The following is a 20,880-nucleotide window of genomic DNA, read 5'->3' as shown; positions in this document are numbered from 1 at the left end:
ATAATTTTAAGTTGGTTGTTATTAGTACTAAGCACCTGTTTAATTATATTTAGTAAATATAAACATACTTGTTTTAAACAACGTTTATTTAAGTTTTTAAATAGCTTTTTAGTTTTTCAACTAATCGTTGTGGCCTATTACTTTACTAGCGAAAAAATAAATGGACTAAGTGATTTAGGTGTTAGTTATTGGGTTTTAATTACAATGCAGATTGCGTGTATTGTAATATGCTACATGAGCTTAAAACGCAGAAAGGCTAAAATAAGGCCATCCCTTGATTCGTTTTCAATGGACTAAAGTAAATAAACATTTAAAAAGAGCACGTTCTGTTTTTACCTTGCTCTTTTGCTTTATAAAGTAGTTCATCAGCATGCTTAATATCTAGGTCAATTGAGCGCTCAGCGTTTGCAGCTGTGATGCCAATACTTAGCGTTATATTTACACTATCTGAAAATAAGCTTACAGCTGAAGCTTTAAGGGCATTATGGATTTTTTCTGCAACGAGCTCACCCTCATCAACGGTTACATTTGGAATCACAATTAAAAACTCCTCACCGCCCCAACGTGAAGCAATCGCATTTTGCGGAATATTATTTTCAAACGTTTTTGCTAAATGGATAAGAGCTTCATCGCCAAAATCATGGCCGAATTGATCATTAATTTTTTTAAAATTATCTACATCAGCTAATAATATTACAAACGGGATATTATTATTTTTAAGCTCATTTTTAAAAGCTATAAGCTTATTCATAGTGAAACGGCGGTTTGGCAGATTAGTGAGTGGATCTATAGTTGCTAAAAATTCATTTTTTTTGCTTAAAGCAATTAATTTACTGCTGTATTTTTCTCTTGAAAATTCGTAATAACCACTCAACGATGCAACAATTATAAAAGCGAGTATGATTCTGACTGGAAACTGTTCAGGATTGTAGTCATATATATTAAATGTATCAGCGCAATAGAAACCGAGAACAATCGCCGATAAAAATAAAACAATATCAAACGTCCCTCGTTTAAGCCCTCGAATTGAATAAGTAACAGGAGACACTATAAATATCCATATAGGCCCTGTACCTTGTGCTCCTCCTGTAAGTACAAGATAAAACATCAGTGCATACAGGTTATATAAAATTACAGTTGCAGACTTCTCTACACCTCTACCTATATTAAACGCCGATAAGTAAACAAACGAAGAAACAACCAAAGTAAATGCTAATAAATAGCTGTTGTTAATAAATGCCAAGCTAGCCATCGAAAACGTTGCTATAAACCCTATTGAGGAAAAGAACCGAACAATGAGCTTCCTTTCTAAATTGTTTGAGTATTCGTACATAATTTCTATTTATTTTATTTGTATATAAAAGCAAACTTATAGATATAAAGTAAGCAAACCGTAAACAGCGTGCAATAATGAACCTACTTTATATTTAAATCAACTATTAAGGTTAGTAATTAACACTGACAATTGTGCACATATTTTTAGCCTCTTGCATTTATCTCAGGTAAGTACATTTTTACGATATTAAATTGCTTGGCACTAATACCATTTGCTAAATTATATAAGTACGCCCTTTTATTCCTGCAATAATCGAACTGACTGGTAGTCAAAAAATAATATAAACCTGCACAGTTAAAAATGGTAATAACTATTCTATGAATTGTGCCAGGACCGAGTCAACAACACATTAATCAATAAAAGTGCCGCTACAAAAAAGTACACGCACTATACCAATCCGCGATATTACTCAATCAATTTCAAGGATTGAACTTGGCGCTAACTGCGTTAAAACTTTCGAAATACGACTGCATGAATACAAAGCAATGTAGAGGTAATTGCCGAGAACACCTAAGTAGCAAAACTTTAGCCCCATTATCGACATAATTTTGTTATCTCAAAATAGATCACTTAATTAACCGAATTGGTATTAGAGTATATAAACGACATAGAAGAAAGAAGTGTCGATAACGTTTATATATATGAAACGAGCCCTGAAAGCCGCTTAGTAGATACCCAAAGAAATCGCATTTGGCTTATAAAGAACAACCCATAATAACAAAGCAGTTTCTCTGAAAGTTACTATATAAGGTTTCTACATGAAGTTACTAACAAAAGGTGTTGTTCAAGAAAGCCATACAAAAGGTGGTATAAATATAGCCCCATTTGTCACTAATTATGTTGACATTACATTTGGATAAAACAAATAAAAAAGCAAGCCACTTGGCTTGCTTTAAATATCGTTATTTTAACACGAAAAATTAAACTTTTAAGTAATCCATAATACCTTCTGCAGCGTTACGTCCTTCAAAAATAGCAGTTACCACTAAATCTGAACCACGTACAATGTCGCCACCAGCAAATATTTTAGGGTTAGTAGTTTGATGTGTAAACTCACCTTGTTCTGGTGCGTTAATACCGCCCCAGTTGTTTATTTCTACATCGTATTTTTCTAACCAATCCATTTTGTGAGGCTGGAAACCAAACGCCATAATAACTTGATCAGCTTCAATAACATGTTCTGAACCAGGTACTTCTTCAGCACGGCTTCTGCCTTTTGCGTCAGGTTCGCCTAATTTAGTTTTAACCATTTTAACGCCGGTCACTTTACCTTTATCGTTCAGTACAATGCCTTTAGGCTGAACGTTATACGTAAATATAACGCCTTCTTCTTTCGCGTTTTTAACTTCACGTTTAGAGCCTGGCATATTTTCTTTATCACGACGATAAGCACACGTTACTTTTGCAGCATTTTGTCGAATAGACGTACGCACACAGTCCATCGCTGTATCACCACCACCAAGTACAACTACTTTTTGATTAGCCATATCAATACACGGTTGTTTTGTCTCGTCGTAGCCCATTACACGGTTCGTGTTACCAATCAAAAACGGCAATGCATCGTGAACACCCGCTGCATCTTCATTTTCAAGACCTGCACGCATACTCTGATACGTACCAACCCCTAAAAACACAGCGTCGTAATCAGCTAAAATTTGATCAAGTGTAATATCAACACCTACTTCAACATTTAACTTAAATTCTACGCCCATTTCAGTGAAAATTTCACGGCGCTTTTGCATTACTGATTTTTCAAGTTTAAAAGAAGGAATACCAAATGTGAGTAGTCCACCTATTTCTGGGTGACGATCAAACACTACTGGTTTAACGCCGTTACGCACTAAAATATCAGCACACCCTAAACCTGCAGGGCCCGCACCAATAATGGCTACTTTTTTGTCAGTCCATGTTACATAAGACATATCAGGCTTCCAGCCCATTTTAAATGCCTCATCAGTAATGTATTTTTCAATATTACCAATTGTAACCGCACCAAACTCTTCATCGAGCGTACACGAGCCTTCACACAAGCGGTCTTGTGGGCAAACACGCCCACAAACCTCTGGTAAACTATTTGTACGATGAGAAAGCTCAGCCGCCTCTATAATACGGCCCGTGCGTATTAACTTTAACCATTGTGGAATGTAGTTATGTACTGGACATTTCCACTCACAGTATGGGTTACCACAATCTAAACAACGGTCAGCTTGTGAGTTAACCTGATTCTCTGAAAAGGGTTCGTAAATTTCTACGAAAGATTTTTTACGTGACGAGATTGGTTTTTTGCGTGGGTCTACACGCTGCACGTCTATAAATTGATATACATTTTCGCTCATACTGCCCCCTTATTGCGCCTGAACACGTAGTTCGGCACTACTGCGAGCGCGATGCCCGAGTAAACTTTTTACGTCACTTGATATTGGTTTTACTAATTTGAACATAGGTAAGTACAATTCAAAGTTAGCCAAAATACTTTCTGCTCTGCACGAACCCGTAAGCTCTAAATGCTCAGCAATTAAGCCGCGTAAATGTTCTTGATGCGACGTTAATTCGTCTAGTGTTACTATTTCGACAAGCTCTGGATTAATGCGTTTTTCAAAATCATTTCGCTCATCTAAAATATAAGCAAAACCACCTGTCATACCCGCACCAAAGTTAACGCCTACATTGCCCAGTACACATACAACGCCGCCCGTCATGTATTCACAACAGTTGTCACCTACACCTTCAACAACCGCTTGCACACCTGAGTTACGAACTGCAAAGCGCTCGCCTGCACAACCTGCAGCAAACAGTTTGCCGCCTGTTGCACCGTATAAACATGTGTTGCCTGCAATTGTGGCTTTGTGACTTTCGAACGACGAGCCAAGTGGTGGACGAATAACTAACTTGCCACCCGCCATGCCTTTACCTACGTAATCGTTTGCATCGCCAACCAGTGTCATTTCAAGGCCACCGGCATTCCACACACCAAATGATTGACCCGCAGTACCGTGTAGCTCAATTGCTACAGGATCTGCCGCCATTCCTTGGTTGCCATATTTATCGGCAATATAGCCAGAAAGCATTGCACCTACCGATCTGTCCGTATTACAAATACGACTTACTAGTGAAATACCGCTTGAAGCATCAATTGCTTCTTGCGCCTTACCAAGTAGGCTCTCATTAAGCTTTCCTAAATAATGTGAGCTATTAGGCGCACTACAATAAAGTGTTTCACCTGTTGGGTTATTAGGCTGAGCAATTACGGAAGATAAATCAATTTTCTTCTGTTTTGCTGTTTTGCCTTCAATTGCTTCAAGCAAATCTAAACGACCGATTAAATCAGTTAAATTTACAACACCTAAGCTTGCCATGATTTCACGTGCTTCTTGCGCTATAAACTTAAAGTAGTTCATCGCCATTTCTGGTAAGCCGTGGTAATGCTTTTGACGAAGTGTTTCGTCTTGTGTTGCAACACCGGTCGCACAGTTATTTAAATGGCAAATTCGTAAGTATTTACAACCAAGCGCAACCATTGGGCCGGTACCAAAGCCAAAACTTTCTGCACCTAAAATTGCCGCTTTAATTATATCTAAACCCGTTTTTAAGCCACCATCTGTTTGCAAGCGAATACGATGACGCAGTCCATTTTCAACAAGGGCTTGCTGCGTTTCTGCAAGTCCTAGTTCCCATGGGCTACCTGCATATTTAACTGAAGTAAGTGGGCTTGCGCCTGTACCACCATCATAGCCAGAAATAGTAATTAAATCGGCATACGCTTTAGCAACACCCGTTGCAATGGTTCCTACGCCTGGTTCTGAAACCAGTTTTACAGAAATTAGCGCTTTAGGGTTTACTTGTTTCAAATCGAAAATTAGCTGCGCTAAATCTTCAATTGAATAAATATCGTGATGTGGTGGTGGCGAAATTAACGTAACACCGGGAACCGAATAACGAAGTTTAGCAATGTATGGGGTTACTTTTTCACCCGGTAATTGACCGCCTTCGCCTGGTTTTGCACCTTGCGCTACTTTAATTTGAATAACGTCAGCACTGCGTAAATAATGCGGCGTTACGCCAAATCGACCTGAAGCAACTTGTTTAATACGCGAGTTTTTCTCGGTACCATAACGCAGCTTATCTTCGCCGCCTTCACCAGAGTTTGAACAACCACCTAAGCGGTTCATTGCAATTGCTAGAGCCTCATGCGCTTCTGGCGATAATGCACCAATACTCATTGCTGCTGAATCGAAACGCTTGTATAGGTTTTCTGCAGGCTCTACATCATCGATGCTAATGCCTTGCTCTGGAATTTTAAGCGCAAGCATGTCACGTAAAGTGGCAATAGGACGCGTATTAACAAGTTTTGCATATTCACTGTAATCACTATATTCACCAGAGCGAACTGCTTTTTGCAGGGTTTGGATTACATCAGGATTATAAGCATGATACTCGCCGCCATGTACGTACTTAAACAAGCCGCCGTGGCTTAATAATTTACGCTTACTTAGAGCGAGTTTGTGTAAGCTTTGCTGATCGTCATCAAAGTCGGTAAAGCATGCGCCCTGTATGCGACTTGCCACACCTTTAAAGCACATTTGTACAATAGCGTCAGATAAACCAACCGCTTCAAACAACATTGAGCAGCGATATGATGCAACCGTACTTATGCCCATTTTAGACATGATTTTGTATAAGCCCTTGTTAATGGCTTTACGGTAAGCAAGAGTTACTTCGCAATACGACTTATTAATAATTTTGCTGTCGCTCATTGCAACTAACGATTCATACGCAAGGTATGGATAAATTGCCGTAGCACCAAAGCCTAATAACACAGCAAACTGATGCGCATCACGCACGCTACCGGTTTCAATGATAATGTTTGATTCACAGCGAAGATTGTTATCAACTAATCGTTTTTGTACCGCACCTACAGCCATAGCTGCTGGAATCGGCAAATTTGCTTCATCAAAGTTACGGTCAGTTAAAATAAGCATTATACAACCCGCGGCTGCTTTTTCTTGTGCTTGGTCACAAATACGCGTTACCGCATTTTCTAAACCTTCTTCAACTGTGTAGGTAATATCAATTTTACAGTAGCTGTAATGCGCTTCATCAGCATTTAATAGCTGCTGCATGTCTGCGTACATTAAAATTGGCGTATCAAACTGTAGGCGCTTAGCGTGGCCTGTTGTTTCGTTAAATACGTTTTGCTCACTACCAATACATGTCGCAAGCGACATTACATGATTTTCACGCAGTGGATCGATAGGTGGGTTTGTTACTTGCGCAAATTTTTGGCGGAAGTAATCATAAAGCGAACGATGCCCTTCACTAAGCACTGCAAATGGCGTGTCATCACCCATTGAGCCGGTTGCTTCTTGGCCGTTTTCACCCATTACACGAATAACACTATCAAGCTCTTCGTTGGTATAACCAAACATTTTTTGATATTTAGCTAGCGTTTCGTCATCAAATGAGCGATTACCCGCGTCTTGTTCAGTAAGCTCTTCAAATGGAACTAAACGCTTAACGTTCTCCTCAAGCCATGACTTGTAAGGATGGCGAGACTTTAAATCTTGATCGATTTCATCTGAGTGCCAAATTTTGCCAAGCTTAGTATCAATAACTAATAATTCACCTGGACCAACACGGCCTTTTTCAACTACTTCATCGGCAGTGTAATCCCAAATACCCACTTCTGATGCAAGCGTAATAAAGCCATCTTGTGTAATTACATAACGCGCTGGACGAAGTCCATTACGGTCAAGGTTACAAGCCGCAAAACGACCATCCGACATAACAATACCTGCCGGGCCATCCCATGGTTCCATATGCATAGAGTTAAAGTCGTAAAATGCACGTAAATCGTCGTCCATTGCACGGTTTTTCTGCCATGCAGGTGGTACGAGCATACGCATAGCGCGGAATAAATCCATGCCACCAGCTAAAAATAGCTCAAGCATATTATCTAGGCTTGATGAATCAGAGCCGGTTTCGTTTACAAACGGCGCTGCGCTTTGTAAATCAGGAATAAGCGGTGACGCAAACTTATATGAACGTGCGCGTGCCCACTGGCGGTTACCTTCAATAGTATTAATTTCACCATTGTGTGCTAAATAGCGGAAAGGTTGAGCTAAAGGCCAACGCGGCTGAGTATTAGTAGAAAAGCGTTGATGGAAAACACAAATCGCACTCGTCATACGAATATCAGCTAAATCTAGGTAAAAATTTGGTAAATCTGCAGGCATCATTAAGCCTTTATAGATAGTTACCAAACCAGATAGACTTGCGATATAGAAAGCTTCGTCATCAACAATGCGCTTCTCAGCGCGGCGGCGTGCTACATATAAGCGACGCTCTAAGTCTTTAGAACGCCAACCTTCTGGCGCGCTAACAAAAATTTGTTCAAAACCTGGTAATTGCTGTACAGCAATAGGACCCAACATAGATGGGTCGGTTGGCACAACGCGCCAACCTAAAATATTTAACGTTTCTTTTTCTAATTCTTCGCTAAGTATTTGTTTTGCAGCTTGCGCTAAAACAGGGTCTGAATTTAAAAATATCATACCCACTGCGTAGTTTTTTCCTAAGTGCCAGTTATGTTCACTAGCAATAGCACGGAAAAAGCTATCTGGTTTTTGTAATAATAAACCACAGCCATCACCTGTTTTACCATCGGCAGATATACCACCACGGTGCTGCATGCGATCAAGCCCCGTAATAGCAGTACGAATAAGCCTATGACTAGCTTGACCATTAACTTGAGCTATTAAGCCAAAGCCACAATTTTCTTTTTCTAACTTTGAGTCGTATAACATAGACCCCTCCCCTTGCTGCACTGTTAGCGTGGATGAACTGCTCGACGATTTGCTAACAGACGGACAAAACTAGCCTCTATCTTAAATAGAGTCAATAGCACTTTGAATACATATTCACATTCTTGAATATTTCTCACTTCATAGCAAGATTTCTTTTTATCATTATTTTTAACATTTAGCGTTATTTTAACCACTATTTTTTCATGACACTGGTGTCAAGTTTAACATATTGTAAAAAACACGAGTCTCCAGCGTGCCAGCTTACGTAAACGTAAAGGCAACCGAAAGTGAATAAGTATTCAGCGCTAGAGAGGCTATTCAGTTAACATTTAGATAGTTTTATGCCATTTCATTACTTTAATGGCTTAACATCCCCGATTATTGCTGCTCATTAGTATAGTTATGAAAGTTCATGTCATTTTTTGTACGTTAATAGTGAATTTTTATTTAAAACTATGTCCGATGCGGACACATAAACTGTCCGCGGACATAAATTTCAATAACAAAAAAATAAAAACACTTAAATATCAACACCATAATAGTTGGCATATTAATCGTATAGCTTTATATATAATCGCTAATTGGAATTACTATGTTTACTCTAAGCTTATTTTTACTCTCTCCTATTGCCGCTATTTGCACAGCAGCTTTATTACTGCTGTGCGAAAAATACATAAAAGCAATTTAGGGGAAATTAAATGATTAAAGATACCAGCGCACAAGACGTACAAGTAAAGGCACCTATAAGCTATAAAAAATACGCGATAATCACTGCGATTGTTTTCATTGTGGTCTCTGCAATTGCTTATATTTTTTTAACGAGCCATAGCGCTAAAAGCTCTATTAGCCGCTCAAAAGTACAGATTGCAAAAGTACATGTTAAGGCGCTCATTCGAGACATTGCCGCCAGTGGTAAAATTGTTGCTGCTAATGCTCCTAAAATCTACAGTCCAGAACGTGGATTTATAGATTTAAAAGTAAAGGCCGGCGATACAGTAAAGCAAGGCAACACACTTGCCCTGCTGCAAAGCCCTGAGTTAACTAATGAATTGAAGCAACAGGAGTCTGTACTTAAAAGACTTGAAGGCGAACAGCAAAGGCAGCATTTGCAAGCAAGACGCCAAACACTCACCTTAAATAAAACACTCGATATGGCACAAGTTGAGCTTAACGCCGCTGAGCGCGAAAATCGTCGCGCACAGTTATCAATACAAAAGCACTTAATTAGCCAAATTGATCTAGAAAAAGCAGTTGATGATTTATCCCGAGCTAAGCTCTCCTATAAGCATGCGCAGCAAGAGGTATTGCTTGCCAAAGACACGCTCGCTTTTGAACTACAAGCTGCTAAAAGTGATGTGACCCGCCAACAACTTATTGTTGATGACTTAATCCGAAAAGTAAGCAACCTATCTATTAAGGCTACCGTTACTGGGATCGTGGGTAACCTATTAGTGCAACAAAAAGCCGCAGTGACGCAAAGCCAACCTCTTATGACTCTCGTCGACTCAAGTAATTTTGAAGCCGAACTCCAAGTTCCTGAAAGTTACGCAAACGAATTAGGACTCGGTATGGAAGTAGAGCTTAAGTTAGGCAATGAAACAGTGATGGGGAATTTATCCGCCATATCACCAGAAGTTAATAATCGTGAAGTAACCGCACGCGTCCGGTTTAAAGGTGTTACTAACAACATTCGCCAGAACCAACGCTTAACTGCACGTATTTTACTCGACAACCGAGAAGGTGTAATGCAAGTAAAGCGTGGTGCATTTATGCAGCAAGGCGGAATTATAGCTTATAAAGTCGATGGCAATATCGCAAAGCGTATATCTATTACAATAGGCGCCACCAGCATTAATGCGGTTGAGCTTTTAAGTGGACTAAAAGAAAACGATGAAATTATTATTTCAAGCTACAGCGACTTTAAGCAAGCCAACACGATTTTATTAAATTAAACAGACGTTCTCAACCAACGCTAAAAATAATTAGGAACAACCATGTTACAAATGAACAATGTAAGTAAAGTATACCAAACAGAAATGGTACAAACCCATGCGCTTCGAGATTTTAATCTGCAAGTAAACGAAGGCGAATTTATTGCTGTTACCGGTCCTAGCGGCTCAGGAAAAACAACCTTTTTAAATATTGCAGGTATGCTCGAGCCTTTTAACGAAGGTGAATACCTGTTGGATGGCGTTAATGTTGGCAGCCTAAACGATAACCAACGTGCTGATTTACGTAATCAAAAAATTGGCTTTATATTCCAAGGTTTTAATTTGATCCCCGATTTAAATTTATATGAAAACATAGAAGTTCCTCTTCGCTACAGAGGGATTAAAGCAAATGAGCGAAAACGTCGAATTGAGCAATGCCTTGAACAAGTTGGTTTAGCATCTCGCGCTAAACACTTACCTCAACAACTCTCTGGTGGCCAGCAACAACGTGTGGCAATAGCCCGTGCGCTTGCTGGTAAACCTCGTTTTTTACTTGCCGATGAGCCAACAGGTAACCTTGACAGCCTAATGGCTCGCCAAGTTATGGAGTTACTTGAACAAATCAATAGCGACGGTGCCACTATTGTAATGGTAACGCATGATAGCGAATTAGCCCGCCGTGCTCCGCGTAATATTCAAGTAGTTGATGGACAACTTGCCGACTTTACGCTTTATCAGGGCGCGCAAACTATAAAAACAGCATCGGGGGTTTAACTAATGTTTATTCATTATTTAGATTTAAGTTGGCGCAGCTTCAAGCGCACCCCACTGGTTAGCTTTTTAATGGTACTTGCCATTGCGATAGGTATAGGCATAACAATGACCAGCCTTAGTGTTTATCACATGATGTCGGCCGATCCTATCCCAGAAAAAAGCAGCCAACTTTACAGTGTGCAATTACAAACAATGGACGATGGTAGTACGTGGTGGACAGAAGACAACATGCCACTGCAACTGACCTATCAAGATGCTGAGAACTTATTAAACGCACCCACGTCAGAGAAAAAAGTGGCTATGATGCGTACCGGCTTTTCAGTTTATCTGGACTCCGACAAAATAAAACCTTTTATAGGTAATGCTCGCATGACAACGCCTGACTTTTTTAGCATGTTTAATTTGTCATTTTTATACGGAGGGGCTTGGAGCAAAGAGCAAGAAAACTCAGCAGCACCTGTGGTTGTTATTACCCAAGAGATAAACGATAAACTATTTGCAGGACAAAACTCCGTCGGAGAACTGATTTACTTAGATGATGCAAGCTATCAAGTAGTTGGTGTTATTAACCATTGGCCTCTCAATATTAAATATTATGATTTAAATAACGGTGCATTTAATCAAGTAGAAGAGTTATTTATGCCCTTTAGCTTAATAAAGGCAAAAGAGCTCGTAAGTTGGGGCAATAGCAATGGATGGAAACACGAAAACACACCAACCTTTGCAGATAAACTGCAATCTGAGCAAGTATGGATCCAGTTTTGGGCAGAGCTAAATACGCTTGAACAAAAACAAGCCTATCAAAATTACTTATTAGCCTATATGCAAGAACAACAAAAACGTGGTCGATTTAATCGTAAAGAACTTGAGTATAAACTTCGCGATGTAAACCAATGGATGCAATACAACAACGTCGTCACCGAAGACAATAAAATTTTAGTGGGCCTGAGCTTTATGTTCTTAGGTGTCTGCTTAGCCAATATTTTAGGTTTACTTTTAGCTAAGTTTTTACGCAGAGCACCAGAAGTAGGTGTAAGACGCGCATTAGGTGCTAGTAAAAGGCAAATATTTTTACAGCACTTAGTTGAGGTCGCCATGCTTGGCTTTATAGGTGGCATGCTGGGAATTGTACTAGCACAACTTGGCTTAATGGGCGTAGGGCAAAGCTACGACTACTATGAAAACTTAGCAACAATGGATTTAACCATGCTATTGAGCGCCCCATTGATTGCAATTACAACCTGCATTTTGGCTGGTTTGTACCCAGCTTGGCTAGTGTGCAAAACCAACCCTGCCATTTATCTTAAGAGCCAATAAGGAATGTCACAATGTTAGAAATAAAACCTATATTCAACGCCTTATGCCGCTCAAAGGTGGGCGCTGTATTATTGCTAATTCAAATTGCAATCACAACGGCAATAGTCAGTAATGCTGCATTTATCATTCAAGACAGAATTAGCTATTTAAACCAAGAAACGGGCTACCCTGAACAAGATATATTTAAGTTTAATGTAATGACCTTTGGTACTGATATTAACTTAAGTCAGCAGTTTGAGCTTGATGAAAGCATGCTTAGAAAAATGCCAGGCGTGGTCGATGCCGCATTAAGCAGTAGTATTCCACTATCAGGGAGTGGCAGCGCTTCGAGCTTTAATTTAAAACCTGCTCCACAAGAAGGCCTAAGTGTCAGGACCGCTTATTTTTTTATAGATGACCACGCAATTAATACCTACGGCGTTAACTTAATTGCAGGGCGAAACTTTACCGAAGATGAAGTGCTCGTTACAAACGAAATTACACAAAAGCGCACCAACGTCACTATAGTCACTAAAGCCTTACTTGATGAGCTCTACCCTGATGGAGATGGTTTAGGGAAAATAGTTTATTTTGGCGACCTACCACTTAAAATTATTGGCGTGATCGGAAACATGAAAGGCCCGTGGCTCAAAGACAGTAAACCCGATAATCTTGCGTTTATTCCTTATATTAAAGCAGCAAGTTATGCACAAGTTGCCGTTCGTACAGAGCCTGGTCAGCGAGCAGCTGTAATGAAAGAAATAGAAAATGTTATGCTCGAAAATTACAGCAAACGCGTTATTAATAACATTAAAGGACTTGATGAATTAAAAAATGAGTATACCGCTCAAGATCGCCTCATGATGCGCATGCTCATAGTATTAATCACTATTTTAGTGCTTATAACCGCTCTCGGTATTTTTGGCTTAACCTTATTTAATATTAGCAAACGTACTAAGCAAATTGGTACACGCAGAGCACTTGGCGCAAGAAAGTCAGCTATTGTTAGCTACTTTTTAGTAGAAAATGCATTAATTTGTAGCCTAGGTTTAGCCTTAGGTGTAGTAACAGCAATACTGCTTGGGAAAATGTTAATGCAGTATTTTTCTGTAGCTGCACTACCGCCAAGTTATATAGCCGTTACCGCCATTGCCGTATTTTTAATGAGCTTACTTGCGGTATTAGCGCCAGCTAAACGCGCTGCTAATATTTCGCCCAGTATCGCAACTCGCACAATTTAACCTAGAATCCGCTTGAGGTAGATTTATTATCCAGAGTTTAGGTTACTAAATCATGTAAAAATCACTATGCTACACTGATTAGTAAGGCAGTGTAGCCATTAAAAAATTATAAAAATAACCTATGACTCATAAAATACTCATTGTTGATGATAACCAAGCAGTACTCGATGCACTTTCATTGTTGCTCGAGATCCACGACTTTTCGGTAGTCACTGCAACAAATCCGTTTGATGCTCTGCAAATAGTTCGCTATCAGCGAATTGAGCTTGTAATTCAAGACATGAACTTTACCAGCGACACAACCTCTGGCGAAGAAGGTAAAACGTTGTTTTATGAACTACGAGAAATAAACCCACACCTCCCTATTATACTTATTACAGCCTGGACCGAACTTGCTACCGCTATTGAGCTTGTAAAAGCAGGTGCTGCCGATTACTTACCAAAACCCTGGGATGATGCAAAACTACTAGTTTGTATCAGTAACTTAATAGAGCTAGGCAGTGCTAAAAAAATAGTGGCGACACATAATCGCCATCAACAAGAGCGTGAAGGTACATTTAAAAGCGCAGACCTTGCCGGGCTAATATTTAAAAGCACCGCGATGGAACGACTGGTCACTATGGCGCTACAAGTAGCTAAATCTGATATATCTGCATTAATTACAGGCCCTAATGGAAGTGGTAAAGAGTGCATTGCGCATATCATTCAAAAAAACTCCCCTCTTGTATCGCAACCTTTTATTAAGGTAAACGCAGGCGCACTACCACAAGAACTTATAGAAGCCGAACTTTTTGGCGCTGAAGCTGGCGCATACACGGGGATAACTAAACAACGTATTGGTCGATTTGAAGCAGCTGATGGCGGTACGTTATTTTTAGATGAAATTGGTAATTTACCACTTTCAGGACAAATAAAATTACTACGCGTAGTACAAACCGGCGAGTTTGAACGTTTAGGCTCAACACAAACACAAAAAGTAAATGTGCGAGTAATATCGGCTACTAACGAAAACTTACTACAAGCAATTGAACAAGGTCGATTTAGGGAAGACTTATATTATCGCCTTAATGTAATTGAACTCAATGTGCCTGCCCTTAGCGAAAGGCAAGATGATGTTTTAGCACTCATTAGCCACTTCTTACCTCACCGAGAGCTGACTATAAACACAGAGCAAGCACTTCAACATTATAAATGGCCAGGTAACGTTCGAGAGCTAGAAAATGCTTGTAAACGTGTAGCGGTACTAAAACCAACAGGTGCGCTTACAGTCGATGACTTTGCAATTTCGTCATCGGTTACTGCTCAACAAGAAGCAAAAGCAGAACCGACCAAACAGGAAATAGAACACGCAATGCGCGCTCATCAAGGTGTTATAGCCAAAGTGGCCCGTGAATTTGGTTTAAGCCGACAAGCTCTTTATCGTCGATTACAAAAAATGGGTATTGATTATTAATGCCAAACATTATTAGCCACTTTACCCTAAGCCAAAAGGTTGTGTTAATTTGCGCACTTTGTAGCGCGCTGCCTGTTTTTATTATTGCCGCACTTAGTGGTTTTGATATGTACTACACTCTGTTTTTAATATTACTAACGCTTGCATTTAGCACCTTGCTTTCAAGAGCTCTCACCAAACCAATAAAGCTTGGCATGCAATCGCTCGAAACCGGGTTGCTTAATTTTAAAGATGGTGAGCTCTCCAGCTTACTAGCGTATAAAAGTAATGATGAACTTGGAAAACTATGCCGACTTTATAATCAAACCGCTAAACAGCTTCGCCAAGAAAAACAATGGATTTACCAGCGCGAGTTAATGCTTGATAAAGTATTGCAAAGCTCGCCGCAAGCGTTATTACTGGTCAATGATAATAATACGGTGGTATTTAGTAATTTAATTAGCCGTAGTTTATTTAATAGCGCAACCCGCCTTGAAGGTATGCAGCTAAGTAAATTGCTCGAAAATTCGCCCCTGCAATTAATAGCAGCTATAGAGCACGGTGTTGATGGCCTCTTTAATATAGAAATAGAGAATCAAGACTCGCAAACTTGGCATTTAGCCACCGGGGAGTTTTTACTCAATAACCAAAAGCATCATTTATATATATTTAAACAATTAACCCGTGAGCTTAGTCGCCAAGAAGTTGCCGTGTGGAAAAAGGTAATACGCATTATCAGCCACGAATTGAATAATTCACTCGGCCCTATGTCGTCCATGTTACACAGCGCACAATTGCTCGCAAATAAAGTTGATGAGCCCCGCCTTGCCCGTGTATTTGCAACTATTGATGAGCGAATTAGTCATTTAACTGAATTTGTACAAGGCTATGGCAAGTTTGCTAAATTACCTCAGCCACAAAAAACACGGATTAACTGGCAAAACACACTCAATAATTTAAAAAATCACTGGCAATTTAGCTACGAAATAAAAAATTCACACAATGAATTACAAGCTGATCAAGCCCAACTCGAGCAGCTGCTCATAAACTTATTAAAAAATTCACACGAGTCAGGCTCCAACTCCAATGAAATACATATTCAGGTCGAATTTGTACCCCAAGCTTGTGTTATAAATGTGAGCGACTGCGGCAAAGGAATGAGCGAGCAAGTAATGGCAAATGCTTTAGTGCCCTTTTATTCTACAAAAAGTACGGGGAGTGGTTTAGGGCTAGCCTTATGCAGAGAAATAGCAGAAGCGCACCAGGGGCATATAAGTTTACATAACAAAATAGAGGGCGGCTTAAACGTACAAGTGAGCCTTCCTTATTCGTAAATTCACAAAAATTAAAAACAACAAAGCCACTTAAAAAGTGGCTTTGTGTTTAAAGAGCTTAATAACCTGAGTTCAGGTTGAGTAATAAATTACTCTGCGTCAGCTTCTTTATATTTAGCAGCAGTTTCTGTAATTAACGGCTGTAATTCACCGCGTTGAAACATTTCGATAATAATGTCACAACCACCAACTAATTCGCCATCTACCCATAATTGCGGGAATGTTGGCCAATTTGCGTATGCTGGAAGCTCAGCACGAATGTCTGGATTAAGTAAAATATCAACGTATGCAAATGGTTCACCACATGACATTAACGCTTGCGATGCTTGTGAAGAAAAACCACAATTTGGTAATTTTGGTGACCCTTTCATGAAAAGGATTATTGGGTTTTCTGAAATTTGCTGTTTAATTTTATCAATGGTTTCCATCTACAACCTCAAAGTAACGATAGCTAAATATATTTAGGTCTTGAAAATAACTCATCGTGACCACAAATATATAACTTAAAATGGGCAAATAAAGCCGCAATTGAAATAGTCTTTCGCAATAGCATTGCTGTTTGCTTAAACTTGAGTAAAATACTCAACAATTATAGTAACACTATATTACCGCTTGGTATAGGTAACTGGTCTGTTTCAACAGGCATTACGTATTACCAAATGGACTATCAACCAAAGAAGATGGAGATAAAAAAATGGCATTTGAACTACCGTCACTACCATATGCAATCGACGCACTTGAGCCACATATTTCAAAAGAAACGCTAGAGTTTCACCATGGCAAACACCACAACACATACGTGGTTAAGCTTAATGGTTTAATCCCTGGTACTGAGTTTGAAAACAAATCTCTAGAAGAGATCGTATGTTCATCAGAAGGCGGCGTATTTAACAACGCAGCACAAATCTGGAACCATACTTTTTACTGGAACAGCTTATCTCCAAACGGCGGCGGCGAGCCTACTGCCGCAGTTGCTGATGCAATCAACGCTAAATGGGGTTCTTTTGATGCGTTTAAAGATGCATTAAATGACAAAGCAGTAAATAACTTTGGTTCAAGCTGGACGTGGTTAGTTAAGCTTGCTGATGGTTCACTAGACATCGTTAATACATCTAACGCTGCTACACCATTAACTGATGATGGCGTTACTCCAATCCTTACAGTGGATTTATGGGAACACGCTTACTACATTGATTACCGTAACGTTCGTCCAGATTACCTTAAAGGTTTTTGGTCGCTTGTTAACTGGGAATTCGCGAACGCTAACTTCGCTTAATTAGCCTTTAAACGCTAATGTAAAAAAGACGCTTAGGCGTCTTTTTTTGTTTCTTATTTATCACACCCAAGCGCCTCATCATTTAATAAAACACTTTTAGTAACATGATCTTTTTTCACTTAAATTTTTAATTTTATTGCACAAAAATACACATTCGTGACTAGACTTCAAAAGGTAAGCACCTTTTTACAGCGGGTTTCGGAGGTTATTATGACGATTTTTGAGCATTACCAAGCACGATACGAAGCGGCACAGGAAGAAGAATACAGTATCGCTGAATTTCTTGAGATTTGTAAAACCGATAAGTCTGCCTACGCCAGCGCACCAGAACGCCTACTCATGGCAATTGGCGAACCAAACATGGTAGATACCGCAACGGATGCACGACTAAGTCGGTTATTTTCTAATAGAGTAGTTGCGCGCTACCCTGCCTTTGCTGATTTTTATGGTATGGAAGACGCCATTGAGCAAATAGTCTCTTATTTAAAACACGCCGCCCAAGGGCTTGAAGAATGCAAACAAGTGCTTTATTTACTTGGACCTGTTGGTGGGGGTAAGTCATCCATTGCCGAAAAACTAAAATATTTAATGCAACAAGTGCCTATTTATTCAATTAAAGGCTCTCCGGTAAACGATCATCCTCTTGCATTATTTGACCCAATAGAGGACGCCGACGTACTAAAGCAAGAATACGGTATTAAACCGCGCTACTTAAAAACCATTATGTCGCCTTGGGCTGGAAAACGCTTAAAAGAATTCAATGGTGATATTAGCCAGTTTAGAGTGGTTAAGCGCTACCCCTCAATTTTAAACCAAATAGGCATTGCCAAAACCGAACCTGGAGATGAAAACAACCAAGATATTTCGGCGCTAGTGGGTAAGGTCGATATTCGCCAGCTTGAGCACTTTGCTCAAAACGATCCTGATGCATACGCCTACTCTGGCTCTTTATGTTTAGCTAACCAAGGGCTGATGGAATTTGTAGAAATGTTTAAAGCGCCTATTAAAGTGCTGCACCCTTTACTTACCGCAACACAAGAAGGTAACTACAACGGCACAGAAGGCATTAGTGCCCTGCCCTTTAATGGCATGATCCTCGCTCACTCTAATGAGTCTGAGTGGCAAACCTTTAAAAACAATAAAAACAACGAAGCATTTTTAGACCGTGTTTATATTGTAAAAGTACCTTACTGCTTACGTGTAACTGAAGAAATTAAAATTTACGACAAATTACTTGAGCACAGCGAGCTATACAACGCGCCATGCGCACCAGGTACACTTAAAACATTGGCGCAATTTACAACGCTATCACGTTTAAAAGAGCCAGAAAATTCAAGCATCTATTCAAAAATGCGGGTATACGATGGCGAAACTCTAAAAGACACCGACCCTAAAGCAAAATCGTATCAAGAGTATCGTGATTACGCTGGTGTTGATGAAGGCATGACGGGGCTCTCTACTCGCTTTGCGTTTAAAATTTTATCTCGTGTGTTTAACTTTGATACCACTGAGGTTGCCGCAAACCCAGTGCACTTATTTTATGTACTTGAGCAACAAATAGAGCGCGAACAATTTTCAAGCGAAATAGAAGAGCGTTATTTAAGCTTTTTAAAAGGCTATTTAATTCCGCAATACGTTGATTTTATAGGTAAAGAGCTGCAAACCGCTTATTTAGAATCGTATTCAGAGTACGGGCAAAACATTTTTGACCGTTATGTTATTTATGCAGACTTTTGGATACAAGACCAAGAATATCGCGACCCTGATACGGGACAACTATTTGACCGCGAGGCACTTAATGCCGAACTTGAAAAAATAGAAAAGCCAGCAGGTATTTCTAACCCTAAAGATTTTCGTAATGAAATAGTGAACTTTGTATTGCGTGCCCGTGCGCATAACAATGGTAAAAACCCACTATGGACAAGCTACGAAAAACTACGCACGGTGATTGAGAAAAAAATGTTCTCTAATACCGAAGATTTACTCCCCGTAATTTCGTTTAATACTAAAACGTCTGCAGAGGATCAGCAAAAACACGAGGACTTTGTAAACCGTATGGTCGAAAAAGGCTATACACAAAAACAAGTTCGCTTGCTTTCTGAGTGGTATTTACGGGTTAGGAAATCGCAATAACCTTCATAGTCGTAGTATATAGGAGGTCATTATGGCGCATTTTATAGATAGGCGTTTAAACGGTAAAAACAAAAGTACGCTTAATCGCCAGCGCTTTATTAGGCGCTATAAAAAGCAAATTAAAGAAGCAGTTTCAGATGCGATTAACAAACGCAGCGTTACCGATTCAAGCTCTGGTGAGAGTATTTCTATTCCACAACGCGATATCAGCGAACCTATATTTCATCAAGGGCAAGGTGGAGATAGAGAACAAATTCACCCAGGTAACGATCAGTTTTCTACGGGCGATAAAATTGATCGCCCTAAAGGCGCGCAAGGCGGTGGTGCCGGTGAAGGTGACGCCAGCGATTCGGGCGAAGGGCAAGATGAGTTTGTATTTTCGATATCAAAAGATGAATACCTTGATTTACTGTTTGAAGATTTAGAACTTCCTAACTTACAAGAAAACCAACTTGATAAGTTAGTGCAAATGAAAACCCATCGCGCAGGGTTTTGTAGCGACGGCATGCCAAGTAATATTGACATTGTCCGCTCTCTTCAAGGCTCCCTTGCACGGCGTGTTGCCATGAGTGCAGGTAAAAAACGCCGTTTAAAAGAGCTCGAAGAACAACTTGCTCTGCTGCTTGCTGGTCCACATAACGATAAAGCGGCGATTGCTTTATTACAAAAAGAAATTGCAGCATTAAAAGTACAAATTAAGTCGGTTCCGTTTATTGATAACTACGATTTACGTTTTCGTAATTACGAAAAGCGCCCTCATCCCACCAGCAAAGCGGTGATGTTTTGTATTATGGATGTGTCAGGCTCAATGGATCAGCCAACAAAAGACATGGCAAAGCGCTTTTATATTTTGCTCTATCAATTTTTAACACGCACCTATAAAGACATAGACGTTGTTTATATTCGCCACCACACACAAGCAAAAGAAGTAGACGAGCAAGAGTTTTTTTATTCTCAAGAAACTGGCGGCACTATTGTTTCAAGCGCACTTAAATTGATGAACGAAATAATAAAAGAGCGTTATCACGCAAACGAGTGGAATGTATACGCCGCACAAGCCTCTGATGGCGATAACTGGGCGGACGACACTCCGCAGTGTGGTGAAATTTTACGTAATAAGCTCTTAAGCGCAGTGCGTTATTTTGCTTATATTGAAATAACTACTCGTGCCCATCAAAGTCTATGGCGCGAATATCAATCTATAACACACAGTCATAATAATTTCGCCATACAGCATATTCAAAGCGTTGAAGATATTTACCCTATTTTCAGGGAGCTATTTAAAAAAGGTCGTCAACAGCAAAACTCTGCATAGCCCAAAGCG

At 39.8% G+C, this 20,880-nt stretch carries 13 protein-coding genes; 9 read left to right on the top strand and 4 right to left on the bottom strand.

The features are described 5' to 3' along the window. Positions 1 to 310: 310 nt before the first annotated feature. From I6F42_RS02610 to gltB, 3 genes are all read right to left on the bottom strand, one after another. Positions 311 to 1,333, bottom strand: a complete 1,023-nt coding sequence (locus I6F42_RS02610; RefSeq protein ID WP_337589868.1) for a GGDEF domain-containing protein — start codon at positions 1,331 to 1,333, stop codon at positions 311 to 313. A gap of 923 nt (positions 1,334 to 2,256) precedes the next feature. Further along, the gene (locus I6F42_RS02605; RefSeq protein ID WP_007584567.1) at positions 2,257 to 3,672 is read right to left on the bottom strand and encodes an FAD-dependent oxidoreductase; all 1,416 of its coding nucleotides are present in this window, start codon (positions 3,670 to 3,672) and stop codon (positions 2,257 to 2,259) included. Between the two features lie 9 nt (positions 3,673 to 3,681). Beyond that, positions 3,682 to 8,139: a glutamate synthase large subunit gene (gene gltB, locus I6F42_RS02600; RefSeq protein ID WP_197150770.1), complete on the bottom strand. Its 4,458-nt coding sequence runs from the start codon at positions 8,137 to 8,139 to the stop codon at positions 3,682 to 3,684. A 698-nt stretch (positions 8,140 to 8,837) separates the two neighbouring features. Between gltB and I6F42_RS02595 the strand changes: the two genes are divergently transcribed. The 6 genes from I6F42_RS02595 to I6F42_RS02570 all read left to right on the top strand — a co-directional run bounded on the left by I6F42_RS02595 (position 8,838) and on the right by I6F42_RS02570 (position 16,147). Next, positions 8,838 to 10,091, top strand: a complete 1,254-nt coding sequence (locus I6F42_RS02595) for an efflux RND transporter periplasmic adaptor subunit (RefSeq protein WP_197150767.1) — start codon at positions 8,838 to 8,840, stop codon at positions 10,089 to 10,091. Positions 10,092 to 10,133: 42 nt separating this feature from the next. Continuing rightward, positions 10,134 to 10,844 (top strand): ABC transporter ATP-binding protein, encoded by a 711-nt coding sequence (locus I6F42_RS02590; RefSeq protein WP_197150752.1) that lies wholly within the window; start codon positions 10,134 to 10,136, stop codon positions 10,842 to 10,844. Positions 10,845 to 10,847: 3 nt separating this feature from the next. Then, entirely contained in the window at positions 10,848 to 12,161 is a 1,314-nt protein-coding gene (locus I6F42_RS02585; RefSeq protein WP_010553404.1) for an ABC transporter permease, read from the top strand. 11 nt (positions 12,162 to 12,172) lie between these two features. Next, positions 12,173 to 13,381: an FtsX-like permease family protein gene (locus I6F42_RS02580; protein WP_197150749.1), complete on the top strand. Its 1,209-nt coding sequence runs from the start codon at positions 12,173 to 12,175 to the stop codon at positions 13,379 to 13,381. Between the two features lie 121 nt (positions 13,382 to 13,502). Next, complete coding sequence (locus I6F42_RS02575) at positions 13,503 to 14,834, top strand: sigma-54 dependent transcriptional regulator (RefSeq protein WP_197150746.1); 1,332 nt, start codon at positions 13,503 to 13,505, stop codon at positions 14,832 to 14,834. After that, the gene (locus I6F42_RS02570) at positions 14,834 to 16,147 is read left to right on the top strand and encodes a PAS domain-containing sensor histidine kinase (protein WP_024592689.1); all 1,314 of its coding nucleotides are present in this window, start codon (positions 14,834 to 14,836) and stop codon (positions 16,145 to 16,147) included. The genes I6F42_RS02575 and I6F42_RS02570 overlap by 1 nt, the downstream gene beginning before the upstream one ends. Before the next feature lie 89 nt (positions 16,148 to 16,236). Here I6F42_RS02570 and I6F42_RS02565 read toward each other — a convergent pair whose 3' ends face one another. Beyond that, positions 16,237 to 16,575, bottom strand: a complete 339-nt coding sequence (locus I6F42_RS02565) for a Grx4 family monothiol glutaredoxin (RefSeq protein WP_004335359.1) — start codon at positions 16,573 to 16,575, stop codon at positions 16,237 to 16,239. Positions 16,576 to 16,841: 266 nt separating this feature from the next. Here I6F42_RS02565 and I6F42_RS02560 point away from each other — a divergent pair, with 266 nt between their 5' ends. From I6F42_RS02560 to I6F42_RS02550, 3 genes are all read left to right on the top strand, one after another. Then, positions 16,842 to 17,423: a superoxide dismutase gene (locus I6F42_RS02560; RefSeq protein ID WP_197150742.1), complete on the top strand. Its 582-nt coding sequence runs from the start codon at positions 16,842 to 16,844 to the stop codon at positions 17,421 to 17,423. A gap of 210 nt (positions 17,424 to 17,633) precedes the next feature. Further along, positions 17,634 to 19,556, top strand: a complete 1,923-nt coding sequence (locus I6F42_RS02555) for a PrkA family serine protein kinase (RefSeq protein WP_197150739.1) — start codon at positions 17,634 to 17,636, stop codon at positions 19,554 to 19,556. Positions 19,557 to 19,587: 31 nt separating this feature from the next. Beyond that, a complete protein-coding gene (locus I6F42_RS02550; protein WP_197150737.1) occupies positions 19,588 to 20,871 on the top strand; it encodes a YeaH/YhbH family protein in 1,284 nt (427 codons plus the stop codon). Positions 20,872 to 20,880 lie beyond the last annotated feature (9 nt).

The sequence above is a fragment of the Pseudoalteromonas sp. SWYJZ12 genome, from assembly GCF_015864395.1.
GTDB lineage: Bacteria > Pseudomonadota > Gammaproteobacteria > Enterobacterales > Alteromonadaceae > Pseudoalteromonas > Pseudoalteromonas arctica.
This window is presented reverse-complemented; position numbering and strand designations above follow the sequence as displayed.

Excerpts from the sequence above, each read along its gene's own strand:
- I6F42_RS02610 (WP_337589868.1), bottom strand. The coding sequence starts at position 1,333 with ATGTACGAATACTCAAACAATTTAGAAAGGAAGCTCATTGTTCGGTTC.
- I6F42_RS02605 (WP_007584567.1), bottom strand. The coding sequence starts at position 3,672 with ATGAGCGAAAATGTATATCAATTTATAGACGTGCAGCGTGTAGACCCA.
- gltB (WP_197150770.1), bottom strand. The coding sequence starts at position 8,139 with ATGTTATACGACTCAAAGTTAGAAAAAGAAAATTGTGGCTTTGGCTTA.
- I6F42_RS02595 (WP_197150767.1), top strand. The coding sequence starts at position 8,838 with ATGATTAAAGATACCAGCGCACAAGACGTACAAGTAAAGGCACCTATA.
- I6F42_RS02590 (WP_197150752.1), top strand. The coding sequence starts at position 10,134 with ATGTTACAAATGAACAATGTAAGTAAAGTATACCAAACAGAAATGGTA.
- I6F42_RS02585 (WP_010553404.1), top strand. The coding sequence starts at position 10,848 with ATGTTTATTCATTATTTAGATTTAAGTTGGCGCAGCTTCAAGCGCACC.
- I6F42_RS02580 (WP_197150749.1), top strand. The coding sequence starts at position 12,173 with ATGTTAGAAATAAAACCTATATTCAACGCCTTATGCCGCTCAAAGGTG.
- I6F42_RS02575 (WP_197150746.1), top strand. The coding sequence starts at position 13,503 with ATGACTCATAAAATACTCATTGTTGATGATAACCAAGCAGTACTCGAT.
- I6F42_RS02570 (WP_024592689.1), top strand. The coding sequence starts at position 14,834 with ATGCCAAACATTATTAGCCACTTTACCCTAAGCCAAAAGGTTGTGTTA.
- I6F42_RS02565 (WP_004335359.1), bottom strand. The coding sequence starts at position 16,575 with ATGGAAACCATTGATAAAATTAAACAGCAAATTTCAGAAAACCCAATA.
- I6F42_RS02560 (WP_197150742.1), top strand. The coding sequence starts at position 16,842 with ATGGCATTTGAACTACCGTCACTACCATATGCAATCGACGCACTTGAG.
- I6F42_RS02555 (WP_197150739.1), top strand. The coding sequence starts at position 17,634 with ATGACGATTTTTGAGCATTACCAAGCACGATACGAAGCGGCACAGGAA.
- I6F42_RS02550 (WP_197150737.1), top strand. The coding sequence starts at position 19,588 with ATGGCGCATTTTATAGATAGGCGTTTAAACGGTAAAAACAAAAGTACG.